We start from the raw sequence: 18,100 nt of genomic DNA, 5'->3' as shown, positions 1-18,100 counted from the left end.
AACTAATATGCTTGTTTTTCTGTATAATTCCTTAAAGCTTCTTTTCCTTTTCCCAATCTTTTGTTACTATACAGATGGGAAGTAAAGAATTCGTTTACATAAAGAGGTGAATGTGGACATGCGTTACATTTGGACGTTTATCTGGTCATTATTGTTAAGTAATATGATGTATTATGTTTTAGTATCCATGCAAGGCGGTACTTATGATCTTGTTAAAGCTTCGATTTTCGGTGTGATATTTGCAGTTGTTATTTCCATTCTTGGAGAAATTTTACCTTCACAAACTGAAGAAGTCTAAAATAAGAAACATGAAAAACCCGGGTTTTTAGATCCGGGTTTTTTTCGTTAAGGTTTTCTTTTATATGTCCAAACCCGATTATGGTTGGTTGTTTCCGGAAACCGGTCACCTGCTGATAAATGAATTTCTTGTGGATCATTTACCATGCTTCCTGTTTCACCAATCTCCACATACATACCATTATTCGGTGCTTTTTGTCCGTGCTTAAAATGCTTGTGCTGACCCATTCGGTATGCCTCCTTTCTTTTATAGGTTACCCGTCGATTGTCTGATAACACTTGCTAAAAAAAAGAAAAGATGCATTTTACTCATGAATCGAATTAAAACGCTGGATTAACCCCTGCAACAGCATGCAGCGGAATCATACACCGGTGTATCTGATAACCAGTAACATTGTATTGAGCTTCTGAATCACGCATGTTATTCAATTGATTTTGCATATAGGGTATTGCAAAATAAACATTTTGCTGATCAACATACTCAATAAATCCGTTATATGAGATACCGTCGATTAACATAATCTGTACGTGCTGATCTTTATTTTTCAAACACGTTTTATACATTTTTTTAAACGGTGATTTGCTGCTCCCGAAACCAAACTGTCCCCCAGATGATTGTCCTTGAAAATTCCCCATTTGATATGGATACATAGCACACCCTCCTTTTAACCTATCCTATTCACTGAGAAAAGAGTTGGTTCAATTGTCTAGATCATGAAGACAGAAGGGAATGAAAGCTGATTGTAGAAAACATATGTATGAGAAGGCTTGTGCACGGGTGAAGAACACTACGCTCTTATGAGAAAAGGGGACATAAAAATGATGGAATTAGCAGGGCATTGTTTCCACTGTCAAAAAGAAGTTTTTTGCATGAATGGTTTTTTCCAAGGAGAAGTCAGTGACTCAGGGGAAACGCTCTGTTTTATTTGTGCAGAAAAAAAGGAAAAGGAATCCAACGATGAAACAGCGTCAAATTCCGAAGATGGTATTAACCTCCGCTAACTGGCGGAATAAATGCTAGCGTATCTCCTGCCTTAACCATTGATGATTCATTGGCATATTCCTCGTTTATAGCTGTAAGGCAATTATCCAATCCATTTAAATGACCGAATTTTTCTTGAAGCTTTTTTTTCATTTCAATGATGCTAATAGGAGTATTTACATTTATTGATATGTCTTGGGTTCCCGCTTGCTGTGCAAGACCTGCAAATAGTAAAATACGTACCATTATTTATTCTCAATCCCTTCCGGATAACCAGACAAATACTGCTTCGTCCCCTTTTGATTCCCAACCCATTCTTCCCCGTCTATATAATGCTCTTTTTTCCAAATCGGCACTATTTCCTTAATTCGTTCAATTGCATAACGGCTCGCTTCGAACGCATCTTGCCGGTGTGGAGTTGACACAGCAATCGTTACGGCAACATCTGAAATTTGGAGGGTTCCGATTCGATGGGTGATAGCTGTTTTTGCGTTCGGCCATCTATCGCTAATCTCTTCCCCAATCTTTTCAAGCTGTTTTTCTGCCATGGGAATATATGCTTCATATTCTAGGTACTTTGTTTGTTTGTCCCCTGTCATTTCTCTGACAGTCCCTATAAAAACGGAAACCGCACCAGCATTATGATGAATGACTTGGTCAATCACTCGTTGATTATCAATGGGTTCTTTACAAATGTTAAAGTATTTCATAATTACCCCTTTTCCCTTTACTTATTCCCTTTTCAATATGATCCACTAAAAAGTTCATCCATTTGTTTTGATCTTGATATAAAAAGCTGGGAAGATGATATTTTTCTCGCACATTTTCTTCACTTATAATCGCCACGGGGTTGACTGCATGCTCAATTAAAAATTCGTCTTCCTTATTTCTGCAAAGTATAACCCTCGGATATTGAATTTCTTTATATCCTTCGATCAAAATACAATCAGTATCTAATAATTTGTACAATTCAATTGTTTTTTCAAGTGATAAGGCACTGCCCATGGACAAGATCGTATTTCCAGCTGATGATACAGTTGTAACAATCGCTCCTGCATTTCTGTGACGCTCTGTATCTTTTCCCGAGTCATTGAAAGGAAGGCTGGCTTCATGTCCATGATGCTTGATAACACCTGAACGAATCCCCATCTTTGTTAAAGATTCCAATAATGTATTTATTACCGTAGTTTTTCCGCTGTTTTGATAGCCGATGATTTGGAGAATAACGGGGAATCCCAAGGCCACTCACTCCCTTCTCCATCCCATGAGAGAACGCCAACCTGACTGCCTTTCTCCCATCCTCTCGTTCCGCCTGGCAAGACGATTAAAGCATTGGCGGCCAAGAGCGATGAAACAGAACTTGATTTATCCAATCCTGCCGGTATAACAACGTTTTCATCGAGACCAATGGATAATGAAGCACGAACAAACCGGGTAAAAGGATTCGCCTTTGAAAAATCAGCACCTAATGTCGCTTTATACAATGTACAATGCGGTTTTTTATCATTCATGCCTCCCAAAATAACTGGACGTACAAAAAGCTCACAGCCTACAAAGCAGGCTGAAGGGTTTCCAGACAGTCCGAAAAGCCATTTCCCTTTGTATGATGCGACAGTCGTAACACTTCCTGGACGCATGGCAATTTTATTGAATAATACAGCTGCACCTAATTTTTTGTAGATTGCAGGAAGATAATCATAATCGCCAACTGAAACGCCACCTGTTGTAATAACAAGATCAGATTCGTTGAGAATAGCTGTAATTGACTCATACAAGGATTCAAAATCATCTTCACGGTGCTGATATAGCTTAACTTTTGCGCCCATTGCCTTTACTTGAGCCGCTGCCATATAGGCATTGCTGTTTCTAATTTTACCAGGCACTAATTCTTCATGTACATCTAATAGTTCTGTTCCAGTGGATAAAATTCCAACGACCGGTTTTTTGAAAACAGAAACGGAATGATAACCGAAAGTTGCCAGCAATGCGACAATTCCTGGTGAAATCACCGTTCCTTTTTCTGCCAGCAGCTCGCCTTCTGTTGTATCCTCGCCTTGAAATGAAATATTGTCATTTTTTTTGACTTTTCTCTTGATCTCGATGTAGGGTTGTCCATTCTCGGTTGTTTCTTTTACTAATTCGAGCATAATTACAGCATCAGCACCGACTGGAATTTGTGCTCCCGTCATAATTCTGACTGCTGTTCCGCTCTTCACTTTTTGCTGTGCCACTTGTCCTGCACCAATTGTTTCTAAAACAAGTAATTTGATTGGCTTATTTTCCGATGCCCCGTTTGTATCATCCGAAAAGATCGCAAATCCATCATATGGCGAACGGTTAAAAGGAGGCACATCATTTGTTGCTATAAGGTTTTCTGCTAATATCCGCTGATCACAATCTGTAATTGCAACATTTTCAGTTCCCCAAGTTTTAGTCTGCTGCACGATTTTTTTTACCGCTTCCTCAACGGGAATGGGCGTTCTTTTCTCAACAGGCATATGAATCCTCCTTTAAATAGTCAGAATATATTTACTTTTCTGATTATATTTGATATGATTTATTTAATTCAATAGAAAGGATGTTGTTTTTATGAAAGTTTCTTACGAGTATTACCATCGAAGCGGCAATAAAATAACCATTACCGACATCCCTGAAGAGTTTAACGAATACGGAGTCTGGACATTACGAATCATGCACTCCCTGCAAAAGCAAATTGATGAAATTGACCATATGTATCAACCAAAAAAAACATACCGGCTTAAACTGGAAGAAACGGGGTAATGACTACACCGTTTCTTTTGTTTTTTTTATATTTTCCGAGACCCACTCTACAGCATTTAAGTAAGCAGGGCGTGAAACTTTATGACCTGAAGTTTTGTCGTTCATATAAACGGACTTCTTGTTTTGTTCAATCAAGCTCTCAATAAATGGTTTTGCAAAATCATAAGGAACAACTTGATCTACTTCACTGTGCCAAATAAACAAAGGACGTTTGTTCAATTTCTCGTAATTCTGTGTAAGATCGAAGCTTCTTAAAAACTCATAAGTCTTAGTCAATTCTTCATCAGAAAATGGCAGCTTATAGCCCGCTTTTTTGATACTTTCAATTTGCCATTTCGCAAAAGCTTCATGAGCAGGCGTGCCCATTAATGCTACAGCAGCGTTGATCTCAGGATATTTCACGAGTGAACCATAAGTGATAATCGCACCCATCGATGTCCCGCCTAATGCAATCTCTTCATTATAAACAAGTTTGTTTTCCTTCGCCCAATTAACAAGGACTCCTACGTCTTGTATCCCTTGAGCAACAATATTCCAAAAATCGTAATCATTTCTTTTCCCTGAATGTGCATCTAATCTTTCCCCATGATGCATCATATCTGGCAGTAAAACACGCATGCCTAATTCGGCGAGTGTATAAGCAAAATGAAGGTTATGTTCTTTAGCGCTCGTATACCCATGTATAAAAATGAAAAGCGGTAAAGGTTTCCCGGCGTTTTCATCTTTTTCAGCCATTAAAAAGGGAATATTCTCAACTGCTTCTTTTTTAATCGAAATCACTTGTATCTCCTTCTCTCTTTCTCATTTTTTCCATCTTATCATGCCACCGGTTCTTTTTCATGAAAGACGTTTTATATCATTAGACTTTTTTCAGGGAAAATATTACACTTTATGTATTCATATATAAAAGGCAGGTACTTTCGTGACACAACCATACTTAATTGCACTAGACCTTGATGGAACTTTATTAACGGATAATAAGAAAATTTCGAAAAAGACAAAAAAAGTATTATTTAAACTGATGGAAAAAGGGCATCATGTTTGTATTTCCACTGGCAGACCTTACCGCTCTTCTACGATGTACTATGAGGAACTGAAATTAAATTCTCCGATCGTAAATTTTAATGGTGCTTTTGTACACCATCCCCATGATGCGAAATTCGGTATTCATCATGAACCGCTTGAACTGGATGTAGCCAAGAGAATCATTAAAGCGTGTGAGTCGTTTCATGTTAAAAACATCATGGTTGAAGTTTTAGATGATGTCTATTTAAAGAAACATGATGAAGTGATTGTAAACACCTTTATTATGGATGAAAATCCTCTTCATATCGGTGATCTTCACAAAACGTTAACGGAAAATCCGACCGCCATTCTCGTTCACCCAGAAGATCACCATATAAGTGACTTAAGATCCATGCTGGAAAAAGAGCATGCTGAAGTCATCGACCAGAGGGTATGGGCTGCTCCATGGAATATTATTGAGGTCATTCGCTCAGGCATTAATAAAGCAAGAGGTCTTGAAAAAGTAGCCGCTTATTACAACATCCCTCAAGATCGAATTATTGCTTTTGGTGACGAAGACAATGATTTCGAAATGATTGAATACGCTGGACATGGTGTTGCAATGGGGAATGCGATCGACGAATTAAAAGAACGTGCGAATTATGTCACTTTAACAAATGAAGAAGACGGGGTCGCTCATTATTTAACAGAAGTTTTGGCACTTCTTTAATTTCGGAACTGTATTCTTCTTAAAGAATTTGCTATAGCACGAGTTTTAATACTCATCATTATTAATGAGTATCCGCAGCGGAAAGCAACTACATGCAAGAGCAATATTATATGGGAATCTTCGGTAAACATTACCGGAGATTTTTTTATTTTATCCCAGCCGTTCCAATTACTTATCTTACATAATGTCTTTTTATCGGTAAAAACTAAGGACACGGGAGAAAAGGAGGTATTTTCACATGAGCAAAAAAAGCCGTTCAAAACGTTCGGTCAAGCAAGGTGCTGATATGGTAAGCCAAGAAACGACGATGGCGTTCAGCAAAGATGAGCAAGAAGATAGAAAACGTGAAAAAGAAGAAAAAAACTCTTTAGGAGGTATATAAAAATGGCAAACCGATTATTTCAAATGGCTAGAAGTGCCGTACAAAATGCAGTAGGAAAATTTCAAGGTTCTTCTCATGAAGAGAAATCACATTCAGAAACGAGCTCTAGCTTTTCAGGTCATGATATGGAGATTGCACAAAACGCACTTTCCTCTGCAATGGCCAATTCTTCAGATGCGGAACGTGCTCAGCTTGCAGAACTTCAGCAAGAACTAGATGCACACTCTGGTACATCACAAGCAGGTACTGCTGCAGCTTCGATGATGCAAGATGAAGCTGGAACGAATTCAGTAGAAGATCTTTTTGAAAATAATCAGCAATAAATGTAAAACAGCTTTCTCTGTTAAGGAGAAAGCTGTTTTTTAGGATTGGCTATACCAGTTAATAACAGTATTTTCCGTAATACAAGTTCGTAGAGTTCTTCATATCCGAACTTATTAAAATGCAATCCATCCTCGACTAAATAATGATGGATATCTTTTGTGTGCATTGTTTCAAATAGTGGTACATATGCAGTGCCTTCATGCTTAGCAACCTTTTTAACAATTTGAGCATAGCTTTTCATGCGCTTATTATTTCTGGCTTTTTGTTTCTCTTCATATACTGGCGCTGGGCTAATTAAAATAACTTTTTGAGGACCAATTTTATTCACCATATACGTTAAGTTTTTTTCGAATTCTTTTAGCGGTATGAGCCGGTGATCACTGGAATCGTTTGCACCAAACAATATAGTTACGTAATCAGGCTCGTGACGTAATACGTCGTCTTGCAGCCGGACAAGTGCAGCTCTCGTCGTTTCAGCTGGAATGCCTGCGTTCATTACTACCCATTCTGATAGCTTTTGTCTTAAACGAGATGTTAGCCTTAAAGAGCCATCTTCACTCTTTTCTTTTGATGTTATACTATCTCCAAAACAGACCAGTGTCTTCATACCCACACATCTCCTCTTTTGTTATCCTTTTTACAGTATTCGAAAGAAAATTCCATTTCTCAAACGTCATAGGGTGAATAAATTTGATATAATGACTAAGGTATGTTTTTGTAGAAGTATATTTCATGTTTTAAGCAATTTGGGGGCATTGTATGAAAATTTATCGTGTTACGAATGACGTAGAATCGAATCACATAGAGGAAATTGCACAGCTCTTTTTGCAGCAGCGTACCATGAATGGTGAACCTGAGGAATATTCTCGAACCATTACTGGGATCAAGCTGGCGTTGGAAAACCCAGACAAAAGCGGCATCATAGTAGCTGAAGATGAAGGTTCCATTATCGGCTTAGCCTTTTTTAACTTAGGTGTAAGCATACGAATCGTCGGACCCTATCTATGGCTAAATGATCTTTTTGTTCATGAAGAGCACCGTAATAGAGGTATTGCCCGCAAGCTTCTTCTTCATCTGATCTACTGGGCTGAGAGAGACGGCATAAAATCTATCGAGCTGGAAACAGGTATTAATAATTCAGTTACTAAGCATTTGTATAATTCTCTTGATTTTCATGATATCATCTCAAAAAGGTATGCATTTCATTTTTAATAATAGAAGGAGTGTTAATTATGGCAGTTGAATTTTCAATCCAGCCAACACCAAATCCAAACGCAATTAAGTTTGATGCATCTGAAAAGTTTTTAGAAGGGCGATTATCTGCGCGTGTTGGCGATGATTCCGATTCCCCTTTGGCAAAGGCTTTGTTGTCAATTGATGGAGTAGAATCTATCTTCGGTTTCGAGAACTTTATTACCGTTAACAAAACGAACGACAGCGATTGGAACGAACTAATGCCAGAGATTCAAAAAGCTCTAGAAGAAAATGCGTAAGAAAAAGCATCCCTTTTGAATTTACTCAAGAGGGATGCTTTTTTTGATGAATTAATCGAAGGGGCTCGTATTTCTGGAATTGGGCTCGTATTTCGTTTTATTATTTAAAGGTCTGCAGCGGAACAGCTAAAACATCTGTTTTTGTTCCGTCTTTTGGACTGAAATAGTACAATTCCAACATTAATGTTCCATTAATCGGCAAATCACCTTTTGATATATGAACATCAAATGTAAAAGGTGCCCATGCTGGTGCGCCTGCAGAAGCCATTTCGCTCTGTTCCTCAAAAACATGATGACCATCAGTCACGGTATACGCAAAAGCAGCTTCAAATACCCTTGCCTCCCCAGAAACCTTATACTTTCCATCAGATCCTGTGAGATGAATATGTCTAAACGAATTGTTCTCTAGTTTTCCTGATGGTGATTGAAGTGTTAAGGTATCCTCCATCGTTAATTTTTCTGTTTTTAAAGAACCAGGAGAAACTTTGCTAGGTGTAATCGTTGCATTTACTCTATAAATCCCGCCTTTTCGGCCAGGCGATAGTTTCCAGTCCGATGTCCATAAATGACTGTCTCCAGCTTTAATTTCAACTTTTTCGGGACTTTTATTATATTGCTTATTACTCGAATGCCTAAACTGTTCCTTGCCGTTTGCATCTGTTACAGTAATATCAAACATTTTTGCGGTCGGAAACGTTAAGGTAACAGTATGATTGCTCTTGTTTTCAATAGCAATTAAAAAAGATATTTCTTGATTTTTTTGCTGAATTGAAAGTACTGGACTTAGCTGTGAAATAACTTGTTGTTTGTGGCTTGATTTCTTTTCTTTATCCTTGTTTACACATCCAGAAAAAATAGTAAACAGTACAACTAATAGAAGGATTGGAATGATCCTCTCTAAGCTTCCCCAACGCTTCATACAAATCACCGCCTTTATATTCATTTTTACCTTTATATGGCCATTTTAACGAAAAGATTCATAAAGAAAACTTGTCTGACGCCAAACCTTATCCTTCAGCCATAGTTGCACGTATACTTCAAACCGTAACTTGTTACTGAATCACACAATTCATCCTGCTAAAAAGTGATACTTTCTTAAAGTAAAAGAAATACGTGGCACGGACCTTTTGTCCGTGCCACGTGTACATATGCGGGATTTGTATTTGTATGGGGTCTGTCCCCTAGCCGTCATTGCGGAAGAAGCCGAAGATGCCTGTGGTGTGAACGATGTTTGTGAAGGCATTAGGATCCACTTCTTTTAAGACTTGCTCCAAATCATACAATTCATAGCGAGTAATGACGATGATGAGCATTTCTTTCTCTTGTTTCGAAAAAGCACCTTTTGCCGGGATTATCGTAATACCACGAACCATTTGTCCATGAATGGCTTCTTGAAGTTCCTTCCCTTTCTTCGTCACGATCATTGCTGTTAATTTCTCATGACGGGTATGGACGGTATCTATCACCCTGGAAGAAACATAAAGTGCAACAAGTGTATATAGCGCTTTTTCCCAACCAAATAAATAACCTGCTGCTAAAATGATCAACCCGTTTAAAATGAAAAAGTAGCCACCGATCGGCTTGTTTTTCATACGCGATAAGACCATTGCGATAATATCCAATCCGCCAGTTGAAGCACCATATTTTAAAGTGAGACCCACGCCTAACGCAGCAATAACACCGCCAAATACGGCGTTTAATAATATGTCTGTTGATACTTCGGTAATCGGTATAACTTGCAGGAAAAATGTAATCATAAGTACACTGAAAAAACTATAAACCGTAAAAGACTTTCCAACCTTAAACCATCCCAAGATTGAAACTGGAATGTTAAAAATAAAATATAAAATACCTGTTGTTATCGGAAAACTTGTATTCTCCAATAAAGATGAAATGAGCTGGGCTATCCCTGTAAATCCGCTTGCGTAAACTTTTGCAGGAATTAAAAATATGTTTAATGATATTGCATTCAACAATGCCCCAACGATTATAAAAAAGATTTTCTTCATTTCAGTGATTCCAAGTTCAGAAATACGAAAACGATCTCTTATCATATGGGTCCTCCTTTCGACATCCAAGATTCATTTTTACCAGATAAACAAGAAGCTCGTCAATAGCCAGATTGCCTATTTTAAAAACATGAACATTGCCTTTTCATTCCAACACAAGGTAAACTATAAAAAAAGCCAAATAAGCAGGTGAAAATGAAAATGATACATATTATTACCGATACTGGTTCTGATCTTCCAAAACAGGTCATGGACGACCTCGATATTATCATGCTTCCTTTAGTGGTGCAGGTCAATGATGAAGAGTATTTCGATCGTTCAACCATCGAACCAAAACAGCTTTATACATATATGAAAGAAGGAGCCGCCCCTAAAACTGCACAGGTCCCTCCATCTTTAATTAAAGAAACACTGGAATCTATTGCAAAAAAAGGTGAATCAGCGATATACATCACCTTATCTTCCGGAATAAGCGGTACTTACCAGACAGCTGTCTTGATGAAAAATGAAGTTCTTGAAGATTATCCTGATGCTAAAATCGAAATCTTTGATAGTCAAGCTGCGTCTCTGGGATACGGATTAATGGTTTATGAAGCAGCTAAACAAGCAAAAGATGGAAAGACGCTTGATGAAATTATACATACGCTTAAACATTACGTAGAGCATCTGGAACTTATTTTTACCGTTGATGACCTTGAATATTTATTACGCGGTGGAAGAATAAGCAAAACTGCAGCAGTCATGGGGACCCTTCTGAAAATCAAACCTGTATTGCATATGGAAGACGGTAAGCTCTTCCCACTTGAGAAGTTACGAGGCAAGAAAAAAGTGCTTGGCCGCATGGTTGAAATCATGAAAGAACGAATAAAAACATCCGATCCTATTTCAACGATCGGAATCAGCCATGCTGATGATGTTGAAACGGCTCAGGCACTTAAAGAACTGATCATTGAAGAGACGGGCAATAAAAATATTTTGATTACGATGATCGGATGCGCAATAGGTGCACATGCCGGACCTGGCACAATTGCATTATTCTTTTTAAATACACCATTAAAAGAATCTTAAAACATATGTATAAACGATTTCCTTCTGACAGATGTTATTGACAGGAGGGATTCAAACTATGACACATCGAAATACGAAAGACAATAATAAAAGGCCCGATGACAACCAGGCTATGAACCAGCTGAAAAATGAAGCTGAGATGGCGATCAAACAAAAAGGCAAACAGCCTTATTCTAAAAAACCTGACCATTTATAATGTTTCGGGGGATACTTAAAAAAGAGCTCCCAACAGCGGGAGCCCTTTTTCGTTTATTCAGCAATCGGAAATGTAATCGTAAAGCACGTAAATTCTTCTTTTGATTTAACCTCAATGGTACCGTTATGTTTTTCGACAATTTGTTTGCAAACAGACAGCCCTAGCCCCGTACCAAGCGATTTGGTTGTTACAAAAGGCTGGAACACATTTTCTAATAAATACTCTGGAATCGGGTTTCCGTTATTGCAAATCGAAAGTTCCACATGGCTGTTTTTCTCGATTAAAGATACTTCGATCTTTCTTTCACCCTTCCACTCGCTTAACTCTTCTACTGCATTCACTAATATATTAAGAAGGACTTGCTTGATTTGTGAACTGTCTCCCTCAATATATACGTCTTCTTTTATTTTCAGCTGAACGATAATATTTGCTTCCGTAAAACGCGGATACATAAATTCAAACATCTTTTTAATCAGCGCTGTAAAAGGGACTTTAACAAGGTTATCTTCAAGACCTCTCATTTTGGATAAATATAAAAACTGGCTGATTTTTTCTTCGAGACTTAACATCTCATTTTGAATGATTTCAAAATAATACTCGGACTGCTCAGTCTTTTCCAATTCTCTTTGCAGTAAATAAATGAAACCTTTCACTGATGTGAGCGGATTCCGAAACTCATGAGCAAAGCTTGCTGCGATCTGGCCAAGCATCGTGAGTCGATCGTGATGCATCTCTTGTATAAACTGATTTTTATTTTCAATGATGGAATCCTTTAAAGCCGTGTAATGTTCAACACTTAACAATAATAAATGGTCGAAATAGCGCTGCATGAGAAGAACGCCTTCCCCTTTTTCTTGCTCGTTCAATAATGAACACATCAAGAGCTCATATACAATGCTTCTGCCGATATTTATGTTATGTACAAAGTCCCCTATGTTGGCTTTCGCCTCTATACGTTCTTTAGCTATTTTAGTCGTCAGCTTTACTACATGTTCCAGAGATCCGCTTTCTAAAAAATAAATCAGTTCATCAATGGTTTGATAGCCGTTCAATTTTACTTCTGTATAAAAAGGGTCATTCTGCGGCAGCAATACGTGGCCGATCCACATGTCAACGATGTTGGATTTCTGCTCTTCCAAAAACTGAGCAAGCTTCTTATTCCCTTTTATTTGAGTACTGATCTCTGCCAATGCATTCACCCTCTAACCATACAATCTCTCATCCATTATGAAGGATTTTTACAAATTCTACAACGAATTGTCGAAATATGTATACACATGGAAAAATATACATGAGAAGTAAATTCCATATTTTCAAACACTATGTAATAAAAGACCGAGAAAGGATGAACGACATGCACACAATGTGGAAAGGCGCAATAAGCTTTGGTTTAGTCAATATTCCGATTAAGCTATTTGCAGCTACTGAAAATAAAGACATTAAGATGAGATATTTGCATGAAAAATGCCATACACCTGTTCAATATGAAAAAATTTGCCCTTCTTGCGAGGAAACAGTGGATTCGAAGGAAATCGTAAAAGGATATGAATATGAACCAGGCAAATTTGTTGTTGTAGAAAAAGAGGAACTCGAGGAACTGGCTGGTGTTTCGGACAAATCAATTGAGATTATCGATTTTATTCAATTAGAGGAAATCGATCCTATCTTTTATAACCGTTCCTATTTTATCGGTCCTGGGGAAAACGGAACAAAGTCCTTCGCACTTCTCAAAAAAGCGATGGAGGATACCAATAAGATCGGGTTGGCCAAGTTCACGCTTCGTTCTAAAGAGCATTTGGCAGCGGTTCGTGTATACAAAAACGGCTTAGTTCTTGAAACGATTTTTTATCCAGATGAGGTTCGAAATGTGGATCATGTGCCAGGGTTAACAGACGAAGTTTCGCTCAATGACAAGGAATTAGAGATGGCGAAACAGCTTATTGAGCAATTAACCGCTCCATTTGAACCCGAAAAATATGAAGATGAATATCGGGAAGCTGTACTCGAATTAATCAACACAAAAATTTCTGGCAACGAAGTGAAGATCGCAAAAGAAAAACCGAAAACAAATGTAGTTGATTTGATGGAAGCTCTACAAGCTTCAATTAATGAAAATAAAGGGAAAGAAAAAGAAACAAATAAGAAAGAAACGAAAACAAATGAAGCAAAAGAACAAAAAGAAACTTCAGAAAAGAACACAAAAAAGAAAAAATCTGCGAACAAAAAGAAAGCATCTAGCTCTTGATGAACCAGCATTTTTTAAAACCAATGCTCCCCACCTTATCAGAAAACCTGCCAGAGGGCGATAATTGGGTTTACGAGGTGAAATATGATGGTTTTCGGTGCCTGCTGTATTGGGATGCAGAATCCATCATCATGACATCTAGAAACGGACATCCCTTACATCATATCTTTCCGGAAATAGCCACATTCCTTATGAATCATAAAAATAACGTATCACCTTACTTTCCTTTATTAATGGATGGGGAATTGTGCGTATTGGACAATCCGTTCAAAGCAAGTTTCGAAAACATTCAAAAAAGAGGAAGGCTTAAATCTTCCGAAAAGATTAAACAAGCTTCTTCTGCTTTCCCTTCTTCCTTTTGTGCGTTTGACCTTCTTAAGGTAAACGGGAAAAGCATTTGCAATGAACCTTTTTTAAAAAGAAAACAAGTACTCAATAAGGTATGTAAAGAAATAGGAATTCCCATACAAAACGTATCCCTTAATTCACCATTCAATTATATTCCTTTCACTCATGATCTAAATCACATACAGGAAACAGTTGTTCACCATCTTAGTGAAGGAATAGTAGCAAAAAAAACTACGAGTAAATGGTCAGCTTCCATCCGAACGTCTAATTGGATCAAAGTAAAAAACCTTATGATCGGAACGTTCTTTCTCCTTGGGGTCGATACGGAAAATGGATTCTTTCATGTAGGTGTTTTAAAAGAAAATAGCGTTACTTTTATCGGATTGTTTGCACATGGAATCAGTGATCAAGAAAAAGAAGCTTTAATTCAGATCGTGAAGAATAACCAGAGCGGACAAAAAGGGTCTTTGATAACGATAGCTCCCTCCATATGTGTAGAACTTTCTTATCTGGAAATGTATAAGAACCAACTCAGACAGCCACGCTTTTTAAGGTTCCGTTTTGATGTAAAATGGGAGGATTGTACATGGGAAAACCTGCAAAAGAACAATTAAATGTTCAAGTGAATGGTGATGTCGTTACCATTACGAGTCCCGATAAACCATTATGGCCAACAGTCGGTGTAAACAAAATTGAATATATCAATTACCTTTCTAAGATGGCTTCCTATATTCTTCCGTTCTTAAGAGACAGAGCTTTAACTGTAATCCGTTATCCGCATGGAGTCGGAGAGGAACGATTTTATCAAAAAAATTGTCCGGATTACGCACCTGAATATGTACGAACGGTTCGTGAAGAAGACATTGATTATATTGTTTGTAATAACCTTCAGACTTTATTATGGCTAGGAAACCAGCTAGCTTTCGAATTTCATATTCCGTTCCGTTTCACACATAACACTTATCCATCAGAAATCGTTATGGATCTCGATCCACCTTCCCGAAATGATTTTATTTTATCTGTTGAAGCTGCTCTTATGATTAAAGAAGTTTGCGACAATCTTCACCTGAAGAGTTTTGTCAAAACGAGCGGCAATAAAGGGATGCAAATCTACATTCCGCTCCCTGACAATCAGATTTCGTTTGAGGAATCACGGCTATTCACAGAATTTTTAGCTCACTACCTAATTGAACGCGAGCCTCGGTGGTTTACGATTGAACGATTAAAGAAAAATCGTGGCAACAAATGTTATATTGACTATATTCAGCATGCAGAGGGAAAAACCATCATAGCCCCCTACTCTGTTAGAGGAAATGATGATGCACTAGTTGCAGCACCATTGCATTGGCAAGAAGTTTCTCAATCTTTAAAGCCAGAATTTTTCCCGTTGCCCGTTATGGAACAAAGAATGAAGGAAAAAGGAAACCCTTTTGAAACCTTTTTCACTTCAAAACACTCCCAGCCTATCACCGCTGTAATCTCAGCTCTTAAAGAAAAAAGCCTTTAGCCATTTGGTATGCGTAAAACAAGGCTAAGGGCTTTTCATTTATACTGTTCTGCATGATTGCCGTTCTACTAGCTTATACGGTACGGTAACACGCTTTGGATTATGTTTAGGACTTTGAATGCAATCTAGCAATCCTTTTGCAGCTTCATATCCTAATTGAAAAATATTGATATCTACTGAAGTTAAGGATGGGGAGGATAACTCCGATAACATAACATTGTTAAAACTTACGATTGAAATATCATCTGGCACACTTAACCCAAGCTCATTTAACGTGTGCAAAATGCCAAATGACATTAGATCATCCATAACAATTAATGCTGAAGGTGGGTTTTCCAGCGCAAGAAGTTCTTTGATCGCTTCTTGTCCGCCCTCTTTTAAGAACTCTTCATGCACGATATATTCATCTTTTAATGGCAGTTTTGCTTTTCGGATCGCTTTTTCATAGCCTAACAATCTGTCAATGGTTACGACTAAATTCAAATTCCCTCCGACAAAACCAATTCGTTCATGCCCCTTTGATAGCAAATACTCTGTCATTTCCTGTGCCGCTTTAAAATTATCATTATCGATATGTGTTATTTTTTCAGCGTTCTTAAACGGTTTTCCAATTACCGTAAACGGGAAGTTTTGTTCTTGCAAGTATGCCATGATATTGTCGTCCACACGAGAGTAGAGCATGACAATTCCATCTACACGCCGGCCTTGGACCATGCGTACAACACCTTCGAAGATTTCTTCCTCTGTATTACCTGTAGACATGTATAAGGCATATTCCTGTTCATGAGCCATTGTGCTGATTCCACGTATGACTTCTGGAAAAAAAGGATTCTGCATCGTCTTATCCGCTGAGCTTGGCATAACAAGTCCAATGGCTTGTGTAGACCGGTTTGCAAGGCTCCGTGCGTTAAAGTTCGGATGGTATCCGAGATAGTCCATTGCCTCTTTCACTTTTCTCTTTGTTTTTTCTGAAATGCGCGGATTGTTGGCAATAACCCGCGAAACAGTTGAAGGAGCAACATCTGCTAATTTTGCTACGTCTTTAATGGTAACTGACATTTATGAGACCCCCTTTCGAAATGCTTAAAAACACTCATAAACCCCATTGTATCCGCTTTCTAAATCCATTCATTATTGTTTAGAATCAAAACCAAAAAAGAAATGGTTTTTGGGAAGTTTTGTAAAACATTATTACTTTTTCTTTTTCCGTTTAAAAAAGAGAAACAAGAGGCTAACAAAAATAAGTCCTATACCGATTTCAGCATACAGGCTCAAGTTCATTTTGTTTTCTTTCAAAATATAAACCTGAGCTGTTTCACCCTTCATCTCTACCGAAACTTTGTTGTCTTTCGCTTTAATCTCTTCATCTTGTAAAAGGTTAACAAGTTTATGCTTCTTCAAATCCTGTCCCGAAAATTTTATCATATGCTTCTTTTTATCGTTGTTGTAGACAATATAGATGGTTTCATTTTTATATTTTCTTTTAAATACAGCTTTCGGACCATCATCAATTATCATCTGCTGTTCTCCTCGTCTGAGTGCGATGTGCTTTTGACGAAGATTTGCCAGTTTTGCCGTGAATGTTTCGATCTTTTTATTTTGATTAAAGTCCATCATTCTTCGGTTATCCGGGTCCTGTGCACCATCCATCATATGTTCAGTTCCTTGATACAAAATGGGGATTCCCGGTGCTGTATACAAATATGTGAGTGCTAGTTTGAGTCTTTTTTCAGGATCTTCTTGTTTAAGCAGCGCTTCTCGAACAAATCGAATATTATCATGATTATCAATAAAGTTTCCCAATGTGTAAGGATCTTTGTAATAATATTTGTTCCGCTCCCAAACCGCTTGAAGCTCTGATAGGGATTGTCCGCTTTCCCTAAATGTACGTACCATTTCATTGTACAAAGGATAGTCTACAAACGATTGAATACCTGCTTTGTTATACTCCGCTATATATCGGGGATCATTGTGCCATACCTCACCGATCAAATAGAAATCCTTCTTGGTCTCATGCACTTTTTGTGAAAATTCTTTCCAGAAGTCTTTGGGCACATGCTTTACCGTATCCAGTCTGTAGCCATCAATATCTGTTTCCTTAATCCAATATTGCGCAGCATCCAGGAGGTACTTTCTCGTTTCGGGATTTTCTGTATTCAGATCCGGTAAACCTGCCAGCCAGCCGTTCTCCACATTTTGCTGATCATCCCAGTTTGTGATTTCCATATAAGGATGAAACCAGTTCTTTTTGCTCGGGTCTTGCAGCCACGGATGATGATAGCCTGTATGGTTCACAACGAGATCCAAAATGATTTTAATATGACGGTCATGAGCTTCTTTCACGAGCTGCTTCAGTTCATCCTTCGTCCCAAAGTGCTCTTCAGTCTTATAAAAGTCCTCTGTCCAATATCCATGATAGCCTTTAGGTTCATTTTTAACGACAGGTGTCATCCAAATAGCGGTAACACCTAAAGTTTTTAAATAATCCAGCTTTTCCATGATTCCTTTGAAATCCCCGCCTTGATAGGCGGAAGGATCGCTTGGATCTGCTTCAAAGTCATTGCTTTTATCTCCATTATTAAAACGGTCAATCATTAAAAAATAAATGTTTTCATCTTTCCAGTTCCGTTCTTCCTTTTTCTCTGCAAGCGCTTTATTTTGTACAGATAAAAAAAGAAGAAACGAGACAGCCAAGAGAATCATTCTTTTGCCCATCACATTTCCTCCTATATG

The 18,100-nt window shown here is 38.0% G+C and carries 26 protein-coding genes; 13 read left to right on the top strand and 13 right to left on the bottom strand.

What is annotated here, in order from left to right; genetic code table 11:
• Nucleotides 1–118 precede the first annotated feature (118 nt).
• Nucleotides 119–298, top strand: a complete 180-nt coding sequence (locus tag J2X07_RS04760) for a YjzD family protein (RefSeq protein ID WP_310257076.1) — start codon at nt 119–121, stop codon at nt 296–298.
• A 47-nt stretch (nt 299–345) separates the two neighbouring features.
• On the opposite strand, the gene J2X07_RS04755 is transcribed toward J2X07_RS04760, so the two are convergent.
• Nucleotides 346–525, bottom strand: a complete 180-nt coding sequence (locus J2X07_RS04755; protein WP_310257073.1) for a YjzC family protein — start codon at nt 523–525, stop codon at nt 346–348.
• 93 nt (nt 526–618) lie between these two features.
• On the bottom strand, nt 619–948 hold the full coding sequence (locus J2X07_RS04750; protein ID WP_310257070.1) for a hypothetical protein: 330 nt from the start codon (nt 946–948) through the stop codon (nt 619–621).
• Between the two features lie 168 nt (nt 949–1,116).
• Here J2X07_RS04750 and J2X07_RS04745 point away from each other — a divergent pair, with 168 nt between their 5' ends.
• The gene (locus tag J2X07_RS04745; protein WP_310257068.1) at nt 1,117–1,299 is read left to right on the top strand and encodes a hypothetical protein; all 183 of its coding nucleotides are present in this window, start codon (nt 1,117–1,119) and stop codon (nt 1,297–1,299) included.
• On the opposite strand, the gene moaD is transcribed toward J2X07_RS04745, so the two are convergent.
• From moaD to J2X07_RS04725, 4 genes are read right to left on the bottom strand one after another with little or no spacing between them, the layout of a single operon-like run.
• Nucleotides 1,286–1,525, bottom strand: a complete 240-nt coding sequence (gene moaD / locus J2X07_RS04740) for a molybdopterin converting factor subunit 1 (protein ID WP_310257066.1) — start codon at nt 1,523–1,525, stop codon at nt 1,286–1,288. The two genes, J2X07_RS04745 and moaD, sit on opposite strands and share 14 nt — an antisense overlap.
• On the bottom strand, nt 1,525–1,989 hold the full coding sequence (locus tag J2X07_RS04735) for a molybdenum cofactor biosynthesis protein MoaE (protein WP_310257063.1): 465 nt from the start codon (nt 1,987–1,989) through the stop codon (nt 1,525–1,527). Before J2X07_RS04735 ends, moaD begins: the two co-directional genes overlap by 1 nt.
• Complete coding sequence (gene mobB, locus J2X07_RS04730) at nt 1,976–2,518, bottom strand: molybdopterin-guanine dinucleotide biosynthesis protein B (RefSeq protein ID WP_310257060.1); 543 nt, start codon at nt 2,516–2,518, stop codon at nt 1,976–1,978. The genes J2X07_RS04735 and mobB overlap by 14 nt, the downstream gene beginning before the upstream one ends.
• Nucleotides 2,458–3,777 carry a molybdopterin molybdotransferase MoeA gene (locus J2X07_RS04725; RefSeq protein WP_310257058.1) on the bottom strand — a complete coding sequence of 440 codons (1,320 nt, stop codon included), beginning with the start codon at nt 3,775–3,777 and terminating at the stop codon, nt 2,458–2,460. The genes mobB and J2X07_RS04725 overlap by 61 nt, the downstream gene beginning before the upstream one ends.
• Nucleotides 3,778–3,868: 91 nt before the next feature.
• On the opposite strand from J2X07_RS04725, the gene J2X07_RS04720 reads away from it, so the two are divergent.
• A complete protein-coding gene (locus J2X07_RS04720; protein ID WP_310257055.1) occupies nt 3,869–4,060 on the top strand; it encodes a hypothetical protein in 192 nt (63 codons plus the stop codon).
• A gap of 3 nt (nt 4,061–4,063) precedes the next feature.
• Here J2X07_RS04720 and J2X07_RS04715 read toward each other — a convergent pair whose 3' ends face one another.
• Complete coding sequence (locus J2X07_RS04715) at nt 4,064–4,840, bottom strand: serine aminopeptidase domain-containing protein (RefSeq protein ID WP_310257052.1); 777 nt, start codon at nt 4,838–4,840, stop codon at nt 4,064–4,066.
• A gap of 142 nt (nt 4,841–4,982) precedes the next feature.
• On the opposite strand from J2X07_RS04715, the gene J2X07_RS04710 reads away from it, so the two are divergent.
• The 3 genes from J2X07_RS04710 (at nt 4,983) to J2X07_RS04700 (ending at nt 6,500) form a co-directional block, all read left to right on the top strand.
• On the top strand, nt 4,983–5,795 hold the full coding sequence (locus J2X07_RS04710) for a Cof-type HAD-IIB family hydrolase (RefSeq protein WP_310257050.1): 813 nt from the start codon (nt 4,983–4,985) through the stop codon (nt 5,793–5,795).
• A gap of 238 nt (nt 5,796–6,033) precedes the next feature.
• The gene (locus tag J2X07_RS04705) at nt 6,034–6,177 is read left to right on the top strand and encodes a hypothetical protein (RefSeq protein WP_310257049.1); all 144 of its coding nucleotides are present in this window, start codon (nt 6,034–6,036) and stop codon (nt 6,175–6,177) included.
• Nucleotides 6,178–6,179: 2 nt separating this feature from the next.
• Entirely contained in the window at nt 6,180–6,500 is a 321-nt protein-coding gene (locus tag J2X07_RS04700; RefSeq protein WP_396193564.1) for a DUF3813 domain-containing protein, read from the top strand.
• A 20-nt stretch (nt 6,501–6,520) separates the two neighbouring features.
• Here the strand turns inward: J2X07_RS04700 and J2X07_RS04695 are convergent, their stop codons facing one another.
• Nucleotides 6,521–7,108 carry a GDSL-type esterase/lipase family protein gene (locus tag J2X07_RS04695; protein ID WP_310257046.1) on the bottom strand — a complete coding sequence of 196 codons (588 nt, stop codon included), beginning with the start codon at nt 7,106–7,108 and terminating at the stop codon, nt 6,521–6,523.
• A gap of 152 nt (nt 7,109–7,260) precedes the next feature.
• On the opposite strand from J2X07_RS04695, the gene J2X07_RS04690 reads away from it, so the two are divergent.
• Nucleotides 7,261–7,713 (top strand): GNAT family N-acetyltransferase, encoded by a 453-nt coding sequence (locus tag J2X07_RS04690; RefSeq protein ID WP_310257042.1) that lies wholly within the window; start codon nt 7,261–7,263, stop codon nt 7,711–7,713.
• A gap of 20 nt (nt 7,714–7,733) precedes the next feature.
• Nucleotides 7,734–7,994 carry a NifU N-terminal domain-containing protein gene (locus tag J2X07_RS04685; RefSeq protein WP_310257039.1) on the top strand — a complete coding sequence of 87 codons (261 nt, stop codon included), beginning with the start codon at nt 7,734–7,736 and terminating at the stop codon, nt 7,992–7,994.
• 100 nt (nt 7,995–8,094) lie between these two features.
• Here the strand turns inward: J2X07_RS04685 and J2X07_RS04680 are convergent, their stop codons facing one another.
• Together J2X07_RS04680 and J2X07_RS04675 are read right to left on the bottom strand one after the other, a co-directional pair.
• Complete coding sequence (locus tag J2X07_RS04680; RefSeq protein WP_310257037.1) at nt 8,095–8,913, bottom strand: BsuPI-related putative proteinase inhibitor; 819 nt, start codon at nt 8,911–8,913, stop codon at nt 8,095–8,097.
• Nucleotides 8,914–9,175: 262 nt separating this feature from the next.
• The gene (locus tag J2X07_RS04675) at nt 9,176–10,003 is read right to left on the bottom strand and encodes a YitT family protein (RefSeq protein WP_396193591.1); all 828 of its coding nucleotides are present in this window, start codon (nt 10,001–10,003) and stop codon (nt 9,176–9,178) included.
• 201 nt (nt 10,004–10,204) lie between these two features.
• On the opposite strand from J2X07_RS04675, the gene J2X07_RS04670 reads away from it, so the two are divergent.
• Nucleotides 10,205–11,071, top strand: coding sequence for a DegV family protein (locus J2X07_RS04670; protein WP_310257032.1), 867 nt, complete (start codon nt 10,205–10,207; stop codon nt 11,069–11,071).
• Nucleotides 11,072–11,129: 58 nt separating this feature from the next.
• Nucleotides 11,130–11,267 carry a hypothetical protein gene (locus J2X07_RS04665; protein ID WP_310257029.1) on the top strand — a complete coding sequence of 46 codons (138 nt, stop codon included), beginning with the start codon at nt 11,130–11,132 and terminating at the stop codon, nt 11,265–11,267.
• 53 nt (nt 11,268–11,320) lie between these two features.
• Here the strand turns inward: J2X07_RS04665 and J2X07_RS04660 are convergent, their stop codons facing one another.
• The gene (locus tag J2X07_RS04660) at nt 11,321–12,457 is read right to left on the bottom strand and encodes a histidine kinase N-terminal domain-containing protein (protein ID WP_310257027.1); all 1,137 of its coding nucleotides are present in this window, start codon (nt 12,455–12,457) and stop codon (nt 11,321–11,323) included.
• 164 nt (nt 12,458–12,621) lie between these two features.
• On the opposite strand from J2X07_RS04660, the gene J2X07_RS04655 reads away from it, so the two are divergent.
• The 3 genes from J2X07_RS04655 to ligD (J2X07_RS04645) are packed head-to-tail and all read left to right on the top strand — an operon-like array spanning nt 12,622 to nt 15,367.
• Nucleotides 12,622–13,512, top strand: coding sequence for a Ku protein (locus J2X07_RS04655; RefSeq protein WP_310257025.1), 891 nt, complete (start codon nt 12,622–12,624; stop codon nt 13,510–13,512).
• Nucleotides 13,512–14,474 carry a non-homologous end-joining DNA ligase gene (gene ligD, locus J2X07_RS04650; RefSeq protein ID WP_310257022.1) on the top strand — a complete coding sequence of 321 codons (963 nt, stop codon included), beginning with the start codon at nt 13,512–13,514 and terminating at the stop codon, nt 14,472–14,474. Before J2X07_RS04655 ends, ligD (J2X07_RS04650) begins: the two co-directional genes overlap by 1 nt.
• A complete protein-coding gene (gene ligD / locus J2X07_RS04645; RefSeq protein ID WP_310257021.1) occupies nt 14,447–15,367 on the top strand; it encodes a non-homologous end-joining DNA ligase in 921 nt (306 codons plus the stop codon). The genes ligD (J2X07_RS04650) and ligD (J2X07_RS04645) overlap by 28 nt, the downstream gene beginning before the upstream one ends.
• A gap of 39 nt (nt 15,368–15,406) precedes the next feature.
• Here ligD (J2X07_RS04645) and J2X07_RS04640 read toward each other — a convergent pair whose 3' ends face one another.
• Both J2X07_RS04640 and J2X07_RS04635 read right to left on the bottom strand, forming a co-directional pair.
• Nucleotides 15,407–16,426, bottom strand: coding sequence for a LacI family DNA-binding transcriptional regulator (locus tag J2X07_RS04640; protein ID WP_310257019.1), 1,020 nt, complete (start codon nt 16,424–16,426; stop codon nt 15,407–15,409).
• 132 nt (nt 16,427–16,558) lie between these two features.
• Nucleotides 16,559–18,082, bottom strand: a complete 1,524-nt coding sequence (locus J2X07_RS04635; RefSeq protein WP_310257017.1) for an alpha-amylase family glycosyl hydrolase — start codon at nt 18,080–18,082, stop codon at nt 16,559–16,561.
• Between the last annotated feature and the right edge of the window lie 18 nt (nt 18,083–18,100).

The sequence above is a fragment of the Fictibacillus barbaricus genome, from assembly GCF_031457135.1.
Classification (GTDB): domain Bacteria; phylum Bacillota; class Bacilli; order Bacillales; family Fictibacillaceae; genus Fictibacillus; species Fictibacillus barbaricus_A.
Note: the sequence above shows the minus strand (reverse complement) of the source record. Positions and strands in the feature narration are given on the sequence as shown.

Excerpts from the sequence above, each read along its gene's own strand:
- ligD (WP_310257021.1), top strand. The coding sequence starts at position 14,447 with ATGGGAAAACCTGCAAAAGAACAATTAAATGTTCAAGTGAATGGTGAT.
- J2X07_RS04670 (WP_310257032.1), top strand. The coding sequence starts at position 10,205 with ATGATACATATTATTACCGATACTGGTTCTGATCTTCCAAAACAGGTC.
- J2X07_RS04675 (WP_396193591.1), bottom strand. The coding sequence starts at position 10,003 with ATGAAGAAAATCTTTTTTATAATCGTTGGGGCATTGTTGAATGCAATA.
- J2X07_RS04635 (WP_310257017.1), bottom strand. The coding sequence starts at position 18,082 with ATGGGCAAAAGAATGATTCTCTTGGCTGTCTCGTTTCTTCTTTTTTTA.
- J2X07_RS04665 (WP_310257029.1), top strand. The coding sequence starts at position 11,130 with ATGACACATCGAAATACGAAAGACAATAATAAAAGGCCCGATGACAAC.
- J2X07_RS04735 (WP_310257063.1), bottom strand. The coding sequence starts at position 1,989 with ATGAAATACTTTAACATTTGTAAAGAACCCATTGATAATCAACGAGTG.
- J2X07_RS04755 (WP_310257073.1), bottom strand. The coding sequence starts at position 525 with ATGGGTCAGCACAAGCATTTTAAGCACGGACAAAAAGCACCGAATAAT.
- J2X07_RS04705 (WP_310257049.1), top strand. The coding sequence starts at position 6,034 with ATGAGCAAAAAAAGCCGTTCAAAACGTTCGGTCAAGCAAGGTGCTGAT.
- J2X07_RS04700 (WP_396193564.1), top strand. The coding sequence starts at position 6,180 with ATGGCAAACCGATTATTTCAAATGGCTAGAAGTGCCGTACAAAATGCA.
- J2X07_RS04690 (WP_310257042.1), top strand. The coding sequence starts at position 7,261 with ATGAAAATTTATCGTGTTACGAATGACGTAGAATCGAATCACATAGAG.
- J2X07_RS04750 (WP_310257070.1), bottom strand. The coding sequence starts at position 948 with ATGTATCCATATCAAATGGGGAATTTTCAAGGACAATCATCTGGGGGA.
- J2X07_RS04760 (WP_310257076.1), top strand. The coding sequence starts at position 119 with ATGCGTTACATTTGGACGTTTATCTGGTCATTATTGTTAAGTAATATG.
- J2X07_RS04680 (WP_310257037.1), bottom strand. The coding sequence starts at position 8,913 with ATGAAGCGTTGGGGAAGCTTAGAGAGGATCATTCCAATCCTTCTATTA.
- J2X07_RS04655 (WP_310257025.1), top strand. The coding sequence starts at position 12,622 with ATGCACACAATGTGGAAAGGCGCAATAAGCTTTGGTTTAGTCAATATT.
- J2X07_RS04725 (WP_310257058.1), bottom strand. The coding sequence starts at position 3,777 with ATGCCTGTTGAGAAAAGAACGCCCATTCCCGTTGAGGAAGCGGTAAAA.
- moaD (WP_310257066.1), bottom strand. The coding sequence starts at position 1,525 with ATGGTACGTATTTTACTATTTGCAGGTCTTGCACAGCAAGCGGGAACC.
- J2X07_RS04685 (WP_310257039.1), top strand. The coding sequence starts at position 7,734 with ATGGCAGTTGAATTTTCAATCCAGCCAACACCAAATCCAAACGCAATT.
- ligD (WP_310257022.1), top strand. The coding sequence starts at position 13,512 with ATGAACCAGCATTTTTTAAAACCAATGCTCCCCACCTTATCAGAAAAC.
- J2X07_RS04695 (WP_310257046.1), bottom strand. The coding sequence starts at position 7,108 with ATGAAGACACTGGTCTGTTTTGGAGATAGTATAACATCAAAAGAAAAG.
- J2X07_RS04640 (WP_310257019.1), bottom strand. The coding sequence starts at position 16,426 with ATGTCAGTTACCATTAAAGACGTAGCAAAATTAGCAGATGTTGCTCCT.
- J2X07_RS04720 (WP_310257055.1), top strand. The coding sequence starts at position 3,869 with ATGAAAGTTTCTTACGAGTATTACCATCGAAGCGGCAATAAAATAACC.
- J2X07_RS04745 (WP_310257068.1), top strand. The coding sequence starts at position 1,117 with ATGATGGAATTAGCAGGGCATTGTTTCCACTGTCAAAAAGAAGTTTTT.